We start from the raw sequence: 13,714 nt of genomic DNA, 5'->3' as shown, positions 1-13,714 counted from the left end.
CGTGACGTTGATCGGCCGCACCGAGGATGTCGCCTCGATCCGGAACTTCTTCGCCAAGGCCGGCATCCGTGGGGGCGCGCTCCTGCTGGTCGGCGACGCCGGAGTGGGCAAGACCGCCGTTCTCGACGAGTTCGCCGCCGGTCAGGCCGAGGACGGCGTGCGAGTGCTGCGCGCGGCCGGCGTGCAGTTCGAGGCCGACGTCAACTACTCGGCGCTCAACCAGCTGCTCTTCCCGCTCGGCGACCAGATGCCGGCGCTCGGCGAGGCCCATCGGGCGGCGCTGCGCCGCGCGCTCGGCTTCGAGGTCGGCCCGGTCGCCGACCGGCTCGTGGTCTCCAACGCCGCGCTCATCTGGCTGCGGTCGGTCGCGGCCGACGCCCCGATCCTGATCATCGTGGACGACCTGCACTGGGTGGACCGGGCCAGCGCCGAGGTCCTGAGCTTCGTGTCGCGTCGCCTGGTCGGCAGCCCGATCGTGTTCCTCGCGGCGTGCCGGTCGGCTGAGCGGGGGTTCTTCGCCGAGGGCGGGCTGCCCGAGACGGTGCTGCCGCCGTTGCGCGACGCGGCGGCGGCCAGCCTGGTCGAACACCACTTTCCCGAGCTGGCCCCGGCCGTGCGCCGCCGCCTGCTCGCCGCGGCCGCCGGTAACCCCCTGGCGCTGCTGGAACTGCCGTCCGCGCTGAACAGCGACCAGCGGGTGGACTTCACGGCAATGCCCGCCGTGCTGCCGCTGTCCGAACGGCTGCAGGCGATGTTCGTCTCCCGGGTCCGTGGCCTGCCCGAGCCCTGCCGCCTGATGCTGCTGCTCGGCGCGCTCGGCGGCAACACCGACATGGCGCACCTGCGCTCGGCCGGCGGCACCCTGTGCTCGCCCGACGACCTGGCCCCGGCCGAGGAGAAACGCCTGGTCCAGGTCAGCACCAACCGGCTGGGTTTCCGGCACCCGCTGATCGGGGCCGCCGTGGTCGAGGCGTCGACCGAGCGCGAACGACGCTGGGCCCACGGCGCCCTGGCCGAGACCACCACCAGCCCCGAACGCCGGGTCCGGCACCTGGCCGAGTCGGCCGAGGGCGCGAACCCGGAGATCGCCTTCCAGCTGGAGGTCGCGGCCCGGGCCCTGCTGCGGCAGGGCGACGCGATCGGCGCGGTGGCCGCCCTCACCCGGGCGGCCGAACTGAGCCCGTCGGCCGGTGACCGCAGCCGTCGCCTGGCCGAGGCCGCCTACATCGGGGCCGACGCCGGTGGCGAGATGGCGGCCGCCCGGCGCCTGCTCGGCGACGCCCGCCGCAGCGGTTCCCTCGACGCCCACTCGCTGCCGGCCGCGGCCGCCGCCGCTCACCTGCTGGTCAACTCCGACGGCGACGTGCTGACCGCCCATCGGCTGCTGGCCGGGGCCATCGAGGCCGGCGAACACGGATTCGACGGCACGAACCCCGACCTGGTCGAGGCCATGCAGACCCTGCTGCTGATCAGCTGGTGGGTGGGCGCCGACCAGACCTGGGAGGTGTTCCACGGGCTGCTCGGGCGGCTGACGCCGCAGCCCGAGGCCGTGCTGCAGGCCACCGCCGCGATCTTCCCCGATCCCGCCCGCGCCGCCGTCGAGCAGGTCAAGGCCCTGGACGAGCTGATCGACAGCGTGATCACCAACGACGATCCCACCCGGCTCGTCCGGATCGGCACGGCCGCGGTGTTCGCCGATCGCCTTCCCCGGCTGCGCGAGCCGGAACGGCACCTGGCCCAGCTGGGCCGCGAAGGCCGGTCACCGGCCCGCCGGCATCTCGGCGCGCTCATGCACCTGGGCATCGACGGGTTCCTGGCCGGCCGCTGGGACGAGGCATGGGACCTGGCCGTCGAAGGCCACGCGCTCTGCACCGAGCACGGGTTCCGGTTCTTCCACTGGTACTTCCACTACGTGCAGGCGATGGTCACCGCCGGGCGCGGCGAGATCGAGGCCTCGGCCCAGATCACCGACGACATGTACCGGTGGGGCACAGCGCACCAGGCGCTCGGGGTGACCTACTTCGCGCTGCAGGCGCGGGCCCTCAACGACATCGCCGCCGGCGACTACGCGGGCGCCTACCGGCACGCGGGACAGATCAGCCCGCCGGGCCGGCTGGCCCCGTACCGGCCGACCGCGCTCTGGGCGGGCTTCGACCTGGTGGAAGCCGCCCTGCACCTGGGCCACCACGGTGAGGCGCGAGCACACGCGCGAGCTATGAACGAGGCCGGGCTGGGCGACCTGTCGCCGCGCCTGAGGTTGCTCACGTCGGCGGCGACCGCGATGACCACGGACGACGACCTCTTCGTGGCGGCGCTGGCCGACCCGGAGGTGGAGCAGTGGCCTTTCGACGTGGCGCGGGTGCGCCTGGCGTACGGAAAGCAATTGCGCCGAAGGCGCGAGATCGCGGCGGCGCGGGAACAACTCACTCTCGCGCACGACGCCCTGGCTGCCCTGGAGGCCGGGCCGTGGCGCGACCGGGCCGCCAACGAGCTGCGGGCCACCGGGATGACGCGTAACTCGGGGGCCGACGCCGGGGCGCCGGTCCTGACGGCGCAGGAACGGGAGATCGCCGACCTGGCCGGGGCCGGGCTGACCAACAAGCAGATCGCCCAGAAGCTGCTGATCTCGCACCGGACGGTCAGCGACCACCTGTACAAGATTTTCCCCAAGCTGGGGATCACGTCGCGGGCGGCCCTGCGAGATGCGCTGAGCGCCTACGAAGGTTTCCGGCCGGAGTGATCGGCGGCTACCGCCGAGTACGGCAACCACGGCGACGGGCGGCCGGACATATGACAGATGTTGCGTCCGTGACCGATCACCGACGGTGAGTCTCGACGGAGATCATCCCGCGAGGAGGGGTCATGGGAAGCAACCTGATGGCGACGAGACCGACACCCCTGCGAGGCCGAACTCACCAGTTGGACCTGATCGGACAACGGCTGCGTGAGGCGGGCACGGGACAGGGGAGTGTCCTGATCGTCGAAGGTCGTCCCGGCCTGGGCAAGACAGCGCTGCTACGGGCAGCCGCCGAGACCGCACGACATAGGGGCATCCGGGTCGGCTGGGGGACGGCCACGGCCGGTGACCAGGTCGTTCCGATGGCGCCGCTGGTCTCGGCCCTGTTCGACGGCGCCGACCCGATGGCCGACCCGGAGGAACGGGGCCGGCTGCACTACCTGCTGGAGCACCGCCACCGACTGCTCGACGAGCTCCAGGCGGTGCTCGACCAGGCGGTACGGCGCTCGCCGATCCTGCTGTGCCTCGACGACATGCAGTGGGCCGACGCCGGATCGCTGGTCGCGCTGCAGACGCTGCCGGTGCGCCTGGCCGGCGTGCCGATCGTCTGGCTGGCGGCGTTCCGGGCCGGCCAGACCCCGCCCGGTCCGCGAGCGGCCATCGAGACCCTGCGCGGTTCGGGCGCCGACTCCCTGCTGCTGGCCTCGCTGGAGGCCGCGGCCACCGAGGAGATCGTCACCGATGTGGTGCGGGCCCGGCCCGACCCGGCCCTGCTTGCCCTGGCCCAGCGGGCCCACGGCAGCCCCTTTCTGCTGATGGAGATGCTGCGGGGTCTTGAGGAGGAGCGGCTGCTGCGGATCGAGGCCGGCTGTGCGTCGCTGATCGAGGCCAAACTGCCCCGGCGCGTACGCGACGGCATGCGCGACCGGCTCTCCCGGATGTCGGAGCTGGCCGGTCGCCTGGCCGGCGTCGCGGCCGTCCTGGGACGAAGCTTCTCCTTCGAGCAGCTCGCGGCGATCCTCGACGTGTCCCCGTTCACGCTGCTCGCCCCGGTCGAGGAGCTGCTCCGGGCCGACCTGTTCTTCGAGGTCGACGGCGCTTTGGGCTTCCGGCACGATCTGCTGCGCGAGGCGGTGCAGGCGACCCTGCCGGCGTCGGCCTACCGGGCCCTGCAACGGCAGGCGGTCACCGCGTTGATCGCCACCGGGGTGGCCCCGGTCGAGGTCGCGGTCGCCCTGGCGGCCAGCGCGACGCCGGGTGACGTGGCCGCCGCGCGCACCCTGCAGGCCGCGGCCGCCGCCCTGTCCACCTCGGACCCGAGCACCGCGGCCGACCTCGGCCGCCGCGCGCTCGAACTCATCCCCGACCACGACCCGCTGCGCGCCCCACTGGCCGCGCAGACGATCCAGTTGCTGCATGCGGCCGGGCGGGCGCGCGAGGGCCGGGACCTGGCCGACGGCGTGCTGCGGCAGTTGATGCCGGTCGACCAGGAAGCGGAGGTGCGGCTGACCCTGGCCGGTCTGATCGCGCTGGCCCCGGACCTGCGGGTGACCGCCGGTCTGCGCGCGCTCGAACTGCCGTCGCTGTCGCCCCGCCTGCGGGCCCGGCACCTGGCCGTCCTCACCCACAACCTGCTGGTGGCCGGGGAACCGGCACGGGCCGAAGCGCTCGTACCCGAGGCCCGCGACCTGGTGGCGTCGACCGCGGACCCGACCGCCGCGTTCGCCCTCGAACTGGCCGAGGGCGGGCTGGCCTACGCCCGCGGCGACTTCGCACGCTCACTCGAACTGATCAACAGCGCGGCCCGCAAGGCCGTCCTGGCCGACGACCCGGCCCGCGCGCTGCTGGCCCGGGAATGGAACTGCGAACAACTCGCGCTGGTCGACCGCTACGACGAGTCGATGCAGATCACCGTCGACTCGCTGAAAGCGGCCCGGCAGGGCCGCCAGGGGTGGGGAGTACGGCTCTGGGAGGCCTGGTACGGCCGGCAGCTGCTTCAGGTGGGCCGCCTGGCCGACGCCGCGGCCGCGTTGGAGGCAGCCGTCGAGACCCCGGGCGGGACCGCCCTGGTCGGCATGCACGAAGCCTCGGCGATCGTCGCGCTCGGCCGGGTCGCCATTCACACCGGCGACGGTGTCCAGCTCAAACGATGCGCGGCGATCATGCGGGAGGTCCGGGACACCGACGCGCTCTCCGTACGCCGGCACGCCGCCTGGCTGCTGGCTCACCAGGCTTCGGCCGCCGGTGACCGGACGGAGCTGCGCCGGCAGCTGCACGGCCTGACCCTGCTGCCGCTGTTCCCGCGGGACGTGATCGATCCGGTTCACCTGGTCCGGATGGCCGTGGCGATCGGGGACGACGAGCTGGCCGCGGCGGCGGCCGAGCACGCCGCCGATCAGTTGCGCCGCAACCCCGGAGTGCTCACGCTGGCCGGCGTCGCCGCGCAGGCCCGCGGGATCCTCACCGGGTCGTTCGACGACCTGGCCGAGGCGGTGACGTGGTTCGAGCGTGGTCCACGACCGCTGGCCACCGCGTCCGCGCAGGAGGACGCCGGGGTCGCCGCCCATCGGCACGGCCGTCCGGACGAGGCCGTCGAGCTGCTCGGGGCTGCCCTGGAGACCTATACCCGGGCCGGGGCGGCGTGGGACGCCGGCCGGGTCCGGGGCCGCTTGCGTGAGCTGGGCGTACGACGGCGGCTCTCGGCCGTCGTGCGCCCGCAGCAGGGCTGGGCCGCGCTGACCCGCTCCGAGCTCGACGTCGTACGGCTGGTGGCCCAGGGCATGACCAACCGGATGGTCGCCGAGCAGCTCTTCCTGTCGGCGCACACCGTCAGCACGCACCTGCGTCACGCGTTCAGCAAGCTCGGGATCACCTCGCGGGCCGAACTGACACATCTGATCGCCCGGCACGAATACAGCGCGGCCTGACCGGTACACGCGCCCGCCCGCGGCCACCGTCGAATGACGGTGGCCGCGGGCTTTTCGTCGTTGCCGAATCGTCTCACCCGCCATGGAATAACACCTCACACAGCCATGCGATGTGGCCGGCTCCCCGCGCTGCGATTCTTGTTCCAGACAACGCGGCAAGGAGCGGTCATGGCAAGACATTCGAATCAGGCCGACACCATTGTTCTGGTACACGGATTGTGGGTCACGGCGCGCAGCTGGGACAACTGGGTAGAGCATTATCGCAACGCCGGATACAACGTCGTCGCGCCGGCCTATCCGGGCCTCGACGCGCCGATCGAGCAATTGCGGCGCGACCCGGCGCCGATCGCGGACCTCACGATCGAGGGCGTCGCGGCGCACTACGAGAAAATCGTCCGGGAAATGGCGAGCCCGCCGATCCTGATGGGTCACTCGTTCGGCGGCACGATCGTGCAGATGCTGCTCGACCGGGGACTGGGCGCGGCTGGCGTGGCCATCGACTCGGTGCCGGTCAAGGGTGTGCGCACCGTGCCGCTGAGCCAGACCCGGGCGGCCTTCCCGGTGCTCAAGAGCCTGTCCAACCGGCACAAGGCGGTGCCGCTGACCCCGGCCCAGTTCCACTACGCGATCAGCAGCGCCGGCACCCGGGACGAGACGCTGGCGGCCTACGAGCAGCACTACATCCCGGGCCCGGGGCGCATCGTGTGGGACGGCGTGCTGGCCAACTTCAGCTCGCACGCGGCCACCGAGGTGAACTTCGCCAACGAGGACCGGGCGCCGCTGCTGTTCGTCGCCGGCGGGGCGGATCACCTCATGCCGCCGTCGGTGAACCGTTCGAACTACCGCAAATACGCCAGCCGTTCCACCGCGATGATCGCGTACGCGGAATTCCCCGGTCGCTCGCATTACACCATCGGCGAGCCGGGCTGGCAGGACGTTGCCGACTACGCGCTCAGCTGGGCCGAGAAACCGCGGGCGATCGACGAGAAAGTGCCCGCCGGTATCCGGCTGTAATTCATCACCTTATTTCCACGAACGGAGCACGGAAAATGGCGTACATCAAGGTCGGCGAGGAGAACTCCACCGACATCGAGCTGTACTACGAGGATCACGGAACCGGCCGCCCGGTCGTGCTCATCCACGGGTTCCCGCTCAGCGGGCGGTCCTGGGAGAAGCAGGAAGCCGCTCTGCTCGACGCCGGCTACCGGGTGATCACCTACGACCGGCGCGGCTTCGGCAAGTCCAGCCAGCCGGCCGGCGGCTACGACTACGACACCTTCACCGCCGACCTGGACACGCTACTGGACGCGCTCGACCTCGAGGACGTCACGCTGGTGGGCTTCTCCATGGGCAGCGGTGAGGTCGTCCGCTACCTGGGCACTCGCGGCTCGGCCCGGGTGCGCCGGGCGGCCCTGCTCGGACCGCTCGGACCGTTCCTGCGCAAGACCGACGACAACCCGCAGGGTGTCCCGACGGCCTTCTTCGAGGGCATCAAGGCGGCCATCCGGGCGGACCGGCCGGCGGCGATCAAGTCGTTCCTCGACGACTTCTACAACATGTCCACCCTGGGCGGCACGCTGGTCAGCGAATCGGCCTGGCAGGACAGCTTCATCGTGGCGCTGGGCGCCTCGGCCATCGCCGCGGTGAACTCGGTCGACGCGTGGCTGGAGGACTTCCGCCCCGACCTCGCCAAGATCGACGTCCCGGTGCTGGTCATGCAGGGCGACGCCGACCACATCCTGCCGCCGCCGGTCACCGGCGACCGGCTCCCGGCGCTGCTCGGCGACGTGCGGCACGTGTCGATCGAGGGCGGCCCGCACGCCATCGGCTGGACCCACGCCGACCAGGTGAACCGGGAGCTCCTCGCCTTCCTCGGCTGAGGCTCCACCACAGACTTTCCACCCCGAAAAGTGATCAAGGAAAGGAACATCATGTTCTCCGTCTCCAAGAAGACCCGCCGTGTGGTCGTGGGCGCCGCCGGCGTTGCCGCGCTGGTCGCCCTGCTCGGGGTCGCCGGCCCGGCCGACGCCGGAACCAGCTCCCTGAACGCCGCCAAGCCCAAGCCGACCGTCGTCCTGGTGCACGGGGCGTGGGCGGACGGCTCCAGCTGGGACAAGGTGGCGGCCAAGCTGCAGTGCGACGGCTACCGGGTGGTCACGCCGCCGAACCTGCTGTCGGGTCTGACCAACGACGCCGCGAACCTGCGCGCCTACCTGGACACCATCACCGGCCCGGTCGTCCTGGTCGGGCACTCCTACGCCGGCATGGTCATCACCAACGCCGCGCTGGGTGACAAGGACGTCAAGGCCCTGGTGTACGTGGACGCGTACATCCCGGCCAAGGGTGACAGCGTGTACGCGCTGACCGGGGCCCAGCCGGGCTCGGTCTTCGCGGCCGACCCGTCGACCCTCTTCGACCAGGTCGCCATCCCCACGCCGCCCGGCGGTCCGGAGACCCCGGCCGGCGTCGCCAACCTGTACGTGAAGCCGTCGATCTTCGGCAAGGCGTTCGCCGACAAGAGCATCTCGGCCAAGGACGTGGCCGTGCTGGCGGCCAAGCAGCGCCCGCTGGCCTTCAACGCCCTGGTCGACGAGTCCGGCGACCCGGCCTGGACCACCATCCCGTCGTGGGCGGTCGTCGGCAAGCAGGACGCCATCATCCCGGTGGCGGAGCAGCTGGCCATGGCCAAGCGGGCCAAGGCCACCACGGTCCAGATCAACGCCCCGCACCTGTCCATGATCACCGCGCCGGACGCGGTCACCGGCCAGATCGAGGCGGCGGCCAAGGCCACCAACTGATCGACCGCATGACAGGACAGCCGGCCGTGGCATCAATCCCCCCGATGCCACGGCCGGCCCTGTGCTGTCGTGATCGGTCCGCGGCCGGGGCGACTCTCACCGCACCCCGGCGCGCCGGGCGCGGTCGACCGCGGCTTGCGGGCCACCCTCGAACGGCTCGCCGTGGCCGGGCAGCAGCCGCGAGGCGGGCACCCGGGCCAGCCGGTCCAGGGAGGCGAGGGCGGCGGCGCTGTCGTGGGTGAAGCCGCGGCAGACGACGGTGGGGCCGGTGTGCCCGGTCAGGCCGTCGTGGGTGACCAGGGCGTCGCCGGTGAACAGCACGTCGAGGTCGGGGAAGTGGTAGGCGGCGCTGCCCGGGGTGTGGCCGGTCAGGCTGATGGCGTGCGGCCGGCCGGGCACCTCGTCGAGGCGCTGATCGCCCTCGAAGGTCCGCCCGTCGCGTACCGGTGCGGCGGTGAACCCGCCGTTGCGGGCCAGGTGCAGCGGGGCGCCGATCGCGGCGGGCCGGCGCAGCAGGTACGGCAGCATCGAGCGTTCCGGTTTCGCATGGCGCAGGGCGCTGCGCGGGCCGTCGGCCAGGATCGGCGCGTCGAGCCGGTGGATCCAGATGTCGGCGCCGGCGTCGTGCAGGGCGGCGGCGAGGCCGGTGTGGTCGGGATGCCCGTGGGTGAGCAGGACCGCGCGGATGTCGCGCAGGGAACGGCCGGAACGCGCCAGGTGCTCGCGCACCTGCGGCAGGTGCCCGGGAAGGCCGGCGTCGACCAGGACGAGACCGTCGGGGTGGTCGACCAGGTAGAAGGAGACGAAGTCATCGCCGAGGCGCTGAACACGAGACATATTCGGTACAGTACGCTGTAACGAAAGCCGGAGAGGTGTGTCCTGTGTCATTGCCACCCAAGAACCGTCGGCCGTATGACGCTCGACGCCGCCAGGACGCCGCCCGCGGCACCCGGGCCGCGGTGCTGGCGGCCTTCGGGCAGATGCTGTTCGCCGACGGCTACCGCGCCACCACGGTCCAGGCGGTCGCCACTCGTGCGGGCGTCTCGCCCGAGACCATCTACAAGACGTTCGGCGGCAAGACCGGGCTGACCAAGGCGCTGTGGGACGTGACGCTGGCCGGTGACGACGAGCCCGTCGTCATGGCCGAGCGCCAACAGTTGCGCGAGGTCTGGGCAACCCAGGACCCAGATCAAAAGATGCTGCTGTACGCGGGTTTCGTCCGCGCCGTGAACGAGCGCCTGGCCACCCTGGCCGCCCTCCTGGCCCAAGCCGGCCCGGAGGCGCTGGCGGTGCTGGCCGCGAGCGAACGGGAACGCCGGGCCGGCGTCGGCGCGTTCACCGCCCACCTCGCGGACAGCGGCCTCCTGCGCACCGGCGTCGAACCGGCTGCCCCCGCGGACGCCTGCTGGGTGCTCACCGGGCCGCGCCCGTTCACCGAACTCACCGTCGAGTGCGGCTGGGACGGCACTCGCTACCAGCACTGGCTGGCCGGCATGCTCGCCGCGAACCTGCTCTGACACCCGGACCGGCGGGCGGGCTGCTGTGTCCGTACCCAAGCATGGGTTTTTGAGGTTGTAGTCTCCGAATCATGCCGGAGCCTGCCGACGCCGATTCACCAGTGCGGGTGGCCGAGGCGGGCGACGCCGCCTGCACGATCGCCCGTGTGCTGCGGGCCGTCGGCGACAAGTGGTCGCTGCGTGTGCTCTGCGAGGCGGCGCTCAACGGGGTCACCCGGTTCAACGACTTCCAGACCCTGCTCGGGGTGGCTCCCGATGTTCTCGGCCAGCGGCTCACCAAGCTGGTCGACGAGGGTCTTCTGCTGAAGCAGGCTTACAAGGAGCCGGGGCAGCGGGCGCGGTACGAGTACACGCTGACCACCGCCGGCCGGGAGATGCGGCTGGTGCTGGCGGCGCTGCAGCAGTGGGGTGACGTGTATCGGCCCCGGGTGCCCGGGGCGGCCGAGGTCGGGCGGACCACCGATGCGGACAAGCCGGTGCGGGTGGCGTTCGTCGACGAGGACGACGCGATCGTGGAACCCGACGACATCACCTACCGATACTCGATCTGAAATGGCCTTTATTCGACGCTGCTGGCCGTGATCTCGTCTTTCTCCGCCTTCCGATGAGGGGCACACTTCGACCGGGCAGAAATGTTTCTCGGGAATGGAAGTGGAAAGTCCCATGAGGATTTCAGATTCGACAGTTCTCGTCACCGGGGCCAATCGGGGAATCGGCGCCGAATTCGTGCGCCGGCTGCGGGAACGCGGCGCCGCCAAGATCTACGCGGCCGCCCGGGACCCGCGGTCGATCCCGGCGGCCGACGGTGTCGAGCCGATCGCGCTCGACGTGACCGACCGGGATCAGGTCGCCGCGGTGGCCGAACGGGCCGGCGACGTCCAGATCGTGATCAACAACGCCGGGATCGTCGTGCCGCAGCAGCTGCTCGGCGCCGACCTGGAAGCCGTGCACCGCGAGTTCGAGACCAACGTGTTCGGGCCGGTCTACGTGGCCACCGCGTTCGCCCCGGTGCTGGCCGCGAACGGGGGAGGAGTGCTGCTCAACGCGCTGTCGGCGGTGTCCTGGTTCTCGTTCCCGGGCATGGCCGGCTACAGCGCGACCAAGGCCGCCGCCTGGAACCTGACCGACGCGCTGCGGCTGGAACTGGCCGCCCAGGGCACGCAGGTGATCGGGCTGCACATGGGCCCGGTCGACACCGAGATGGGCCGGAACTTCCCGCTGGACAAGGTGACCCCGGCGCGGGTCGTGGACGCGGCGCTCGACGGCATCGAGGCCGGCGACTCCGAGGTGGTGGTCGACGACATCTCCCGCTTCGTCCGGAGCACCCTGACCTACGACCCGTCCCGATACGCCACCATTCTCGGAGGCTGATCGCCGGTCAGCCTCCGGCCAGACCGAAACTCTTCCGGTACGCCTGGGGAGACGTCTTCAGGCGTCGCCGGAAGTGGGCGCGCATCGCCGCCGCGTTGGGGAAACCGCAGCTCCGGGCGATCCGCCCGACCGGCTGATCGCTGGTCTCCAACAGGGTCTGAGCGGCCCGCAGCCGCTGCTCCAGCAACCACTGCGCCGGGGTCGTGCCGGTCTCGGTGACGAATCGGCGGGCGAACGAGCGCAGCGGCATGTCCGCCCGCTCGGCCAACTGGTCGACCGAGACCGGCCGGCTCAGGTTCTCCAACGCCCAGCGGCGGGCCGCCGCGGTCTTCTCGTCGGACAACGCGCGGCCGGCCGGGGCCGCGGGCATGGGGATGAACTGCGCCTGCCCGCCCTCGCGGTGCGGGGCGATGACACTCCACCGCGCGAAGTCGGCGGCGACCGCGGCACCGTGGTCGCGGCGCACCACGTGCAGGCACAGATCCAGGCCGGCCGCCACCCCGGCGCTGGTCAGGATGCTGCCCTCGTCGATGTACAGGACATCGGGGTCGACGGTGACCCGCGGATACCGCTCGGCCAGGGTGTCCGCCGCATACCAGTGGGTGGTGGCCCGCCGGCCGTCGAGCAGACCGGCCTCGGCCAGCAGGAACGCCCCCGTGCAGATCGACATGATCCGCGCCCCGCGGCGATGCGCCTCGGCCAGCGCCGCGGCCGCCTCCGGGAACGTCGCGGTGGCCCAGTCGCCGAGCCCGGGAACCACGATGGTGTCGGCCTCGGCCAGAGCCTCCAGACCGCGCGGCACGACCACGGCCACCCCGGTCGAGGTCGGCACCTCACCCGGGCCGATCCCGGCCAGTTCATAGCGGTAACGGCCCTCACCGAGATGGCCGAAAATCTGGGTCGGCGCGGCGAAATCGAGCAGCAGCATCGTCGGAAGAACAAGGGTGACGACTCGGTGAGTGGTGGGCACGCGACCAACTATATTCGTCGAGCTGACTTGGTTTTCCGGAGTCAACCCGGTGGCCGTAATTCGACGATTCTGGCCGTGCGATCACCTACCCGAAAGGCCCGATCGGACACATAATCGCTGTCGAACAAAGAGCGGAAGGCGTCGACATGATTGCGGCCGAAGAACAAGCCGAAACCCGCCACCAGAGGCGCCTGAGCGACATGCGCTGGGCCGGTCAGCGCATCGACGCGGTCGAGCCGGGCACACTGCCCGGCCTGGCCCGGCTCAACAACCTTCTGCGCACCGTACGAACCCCGGAATTCGAAGGGGTCACCTTCCACGAGGTGCTGACCCGGAGCGCGCTCAACCACGTCCCGGCGACGAGCACGATGCTGCCCGGGGAGTGGACCATGAATCCGTATCGCGGCTGCACCCACGCCTGCGCGTACTGTTTCGCCCGCCCCACCCACGAACACCTCGGCTTCGGAATGGGCGCGGACTTCGACAGCCAACTGGTCGTCAAGGTGAACATGCCGGACGTGCTGCGCCGCGAGGTGGCCACGAAACGGGTCCGGCCCGACCGGGTCGCGTTCGGCACCAACACCGACCCGTACCAGCGGGCCGAGGGCCGCTACGAGCTGATGCCGCCCATCCTGGAAACCCTGACCGGCGCCGGCATCTCCTTCTCGATCCTCACCAAGGGCACCGTCATCCGCCGCGACCTCGACCGGCTGGCCGCCGCGGCCACGAAGGTCAACGTCGAGCTGGGCATGTCGATCGCCTTCCTCGACGAGACCCTGCGCCAGTCGCTCGAACCCGGCACCCCCACGACCGCCGCCCGGCTGGCCACACTGCGGGCGATGCGCGACGCCGGGTTCGCCCCCACCGTGTTCGTCGCGCCCATCCTGCCCCACCTGACCGACAGCGCCGAGCACCTCGACGAGCTGATCGGCACCCTGGCCAACGCCGGGGCGGCCGCGGTCCTGCCGACCTCGCTCTACCTCATGCGCGGCGTCAAGGAACTGTTCTTCACCTGGCTGCGCCGTGCGCACCCGGAACTGGTGGACACCTACGCCGAGCTGTATTCCCAAGGCTCGCGCACCCCGCGCGCCTACCGGGATCTCGTCCGGGCCCGCGCCAACCAGGCCCTGCGCCGGCACGGACTGCCCGTTCCGGACACCTCGACCGAGGACAAGTTCGCCCTCCTCGGCAAACGGGCGCCGGCCACCCGCCCCGAAGCGCCCACCCTGTTCGACTGAGAAAAACCGAGGACATGAAAATCCCTTCGCCGTACGTCCGCAGCACGCTCCCGCCCAGCCTCGGATTCGCCGGCATGTCAGCCGCGCTCGTCGCGTTCTTCGTCGCCACGGTCCTCACCCCGGAGACGGCGACGCGCCGGCCCGGCGCCCTCGCCT

General features: G+C 71.5%; 11 protein-coding genes. 9 read left to right on the top strand and 2 right to left on the bottom strand.

Annotated elements, in window-relative coordinates:
• The first annotated feature begins 1 nt into the window (after position 1).
• The 5 genes from ACSHV8_RS23460 (at position 2) to ACSHV8_RS23440 (ending at position 8,462) form a co-directional block, all read left to right on the top strand.
• Positions 2 to 2,740, top strand: a complete 2,739-nt coding sequence (locus ACSHV8_RS23460; RefSeq protein WP_436535902.1) for an AAA family ATPase — start codon at positions 2 to 4, stop codon at positions 2,738 to 2,740.
• Positions 2,741 to 2,862: 122 nt separating this feature from the next.
• A complete protein-coding gene (locus ACSHV8_RS23455; RefSeq protein WP_436535901.1) occupies positions 2,863 to 5,664 on the top strand; it encodes an ATP-binding protein in 2,802 nt (933 codons plus the stop codon).
• A gap of 168 nt (positions 5,665 to 5,832) precedes the next feature.
• Positions 5,833 to 6,678, top strand: a complete 846-nt coding sequence (locus ACSHV8_RS23450; protein WP_436535900.1) for an alpha/beta hydrolase — start codon at positions 5,833 to 5,835, stop codon at positions 6,676 to 6,678.
• A 35-nt stretch (positions 6,679 to 6,713) separates the two neighbouring features.
• A complete protein-coding gene (locus ACSHV8_RS23445; RefSeq protein ID WP_436535899.1) occupies positions 6,714 to 7,544 on the top strand; it encodes an alpha/beta fold hydrolase in 831 nt (276 codons plus the stop codon).
• Between the two features lie 51 nt (positions 7,545 to 7,595).
• Positions 7,596 to 8,462: an alpha/beta fold hydrolase gene (locus tag ACSHV8_RS23440; RefSeq protein ID WP_436535898.1), complete on the top strand. Its 867-nt coding sequence runs from the start codon at positions 7,596 to 7,598 to the stop codon at positions 8,460 to 8,462.
• A 96-nt stretch (positions 8,463 to 8,558) separates the two neighbouring features.
• Here the strand turns inward: ACSHV8_RS23440 and ACSHV8_RS23435 are convergent, their stop codons facing one another.
• Positions 8,559 to 9,299: an MBL fold metallo-hydrolase gene (locus ACSHV8_RS23435; RefSeq protein ID WP_436535897.1), complete on the bottom strand. Its 741-nt coding sequence runs from the start codon at positions 9,297 to 9,299 to the stop codon at positions 8,559 to 8,561.
• A gap of 44 nt (positions 9,300 to 9,343) precedes the next feature.
• Here ACSHV8_RS23435 and ACSHV8_RS23430 point away from each other — a divergent pair, with 44 nt between their 5' ends.
• From ACSHV8_RS23430 to ACSHV8_RS23420, 3 genes are all read left to right on the top strand, one after another.
• Complete coding sequence (locus ACSHV8_RS23430) at positions 9,344 to 9,979, top strand: TetR/AcrR family transcriptional regulator (RefSeq protein WP_436535896.1); 636 nt, start codon at positions 9,344 to 9,346, stop codon at positions 9,977 to 9,979.
• A gap of 71 nt (positions 9,980 to 10,050) precedes the next feature.
• The gene (locus ACSHV8_RS23425) at positions 10,051 to 10,530 is read left to right on the top strand and encodes a winged helix-turn-helix transcriptional regulator (protein ID WP_436535895.1); all 480 of its coding nucleotides are present in this window, start codon (positions 10,051 to 10,053) and stop codon (positions 10,528 to 10,530) included.
• Between the two features lie 112 nt (positions 10,531 to 10,642).
• Positions 10,643 to 11,350, top strand: coding sequence for an SDR family oxidoreductase (locus ACSHV8_RS23420; protein ID WP_436535894.1), 708 nt, complete (start codon positions 10,643 to 10,645; stop codon positions 11,348 to 11,350).
• A gap of 7 nt (positions 11,351 to 11,357) precedes the next feature.
• Here ACSHV8_RS23420 and ACSHV8_RS23415 read toward each other — a convergent pair whose 3' ends face one another.
• Positions 11,358 to 12,320, bottom strand: coding sequence for a GlxA family transcriptional regulator (locus tag ACSHV8_RS23415; protein WP_436535893.1), 963 nt, complete (start codon positions 12,318 to 12,320; stop codon positions 11,358 to 11,360).
• A 146-nt stretch (positions 12,321 to 12,466) separates the two neighbouring features.
• Between ACSHV8_RS23415 and ACSHV8_RS23410 the strand changes: the two genes are divergently transcribed.
• A complete protein-coding gene (locus tag ACSHV8_RS23410) occupies positions 12,467 to 13,558 on the top strand; it encodes an Rv2578c family radical SAM protein (protein WP_436535892.1) in 1,092 nt (363 codons plus the stop codon).
• Positions 13,559 to 13,714: the final 156 nt, after the last annotated feature.

Source organism: Actinoplanes sp. HUAS TT8 (assembly GCF_051380535.1).
GTDB lineage: Bacteria > Actinomycetota > Actinomycetes > Mycobacteriales > Micromonosporaceae > Actinoplanes.
Note: the sequence above shows the minus strand (reverse complement) of the source record. Positions and strands in the feature narration are given on the sequence as shown.

Coding starts and splice junctions, on each gene's coding strand:
- ACSHV8_RS23435 (WP_436535897.1), bottom strand. CDS start 9,299: ATGTCTCGTGTTCAGCGCCTCGGCGATGACTTCGTCTCCTTCTACCTG.
- ACSHV8_RS23420 (WP_436535894.1), top strand. CDS start 10,643: ATGAGGATTTCAGATTCGACAGTTCTCGTCACCGGGGCCAATCGGGGA.
- ACSHV8_RS23425 (WP_436535895.1), top strand. CDS start 10,051: ATGCCGGAGCCTGCCGACGCCGATTCACCAGTGCGGGTGGCCGAGGCG.
- ACSHV8_RS23450 (WP_436535900.1), top strand. CDS start 5,833: ATGGCAAGACATTCGAATCAGGCCGACACCATTGTTCTGGTACACGGA.
- ACSHV8_RS23455 (WP_436535901.1), top strand. CDS start 2,863: ATGGGAAGCAACCTGATGGCGACGAGACCGACACCCCTGCGAGGCCGA.
- ACSHV8_RS23410 (WP_436535892.1), top strand. CDS start 12,467: ATGATTGCGGCCGAAGAACAAGCCGAAACCCGCCACCAGAGGCGCCTG.
- ACSHV8_RS23445 (WP_436535899.1), top strand. CDS start 6,714: ATGGCGTACATCAAGGTCGGCGAGGAGAACTCCACCGACATCGAGCTG.
- ACSHV8_RS23440 (WP_436535898.1), top strand. CDS start 7,596: ATGTTCTCCGTCTCCAAGAAGACCCGCCGTGTGGTCGTGGGCGCCGCC.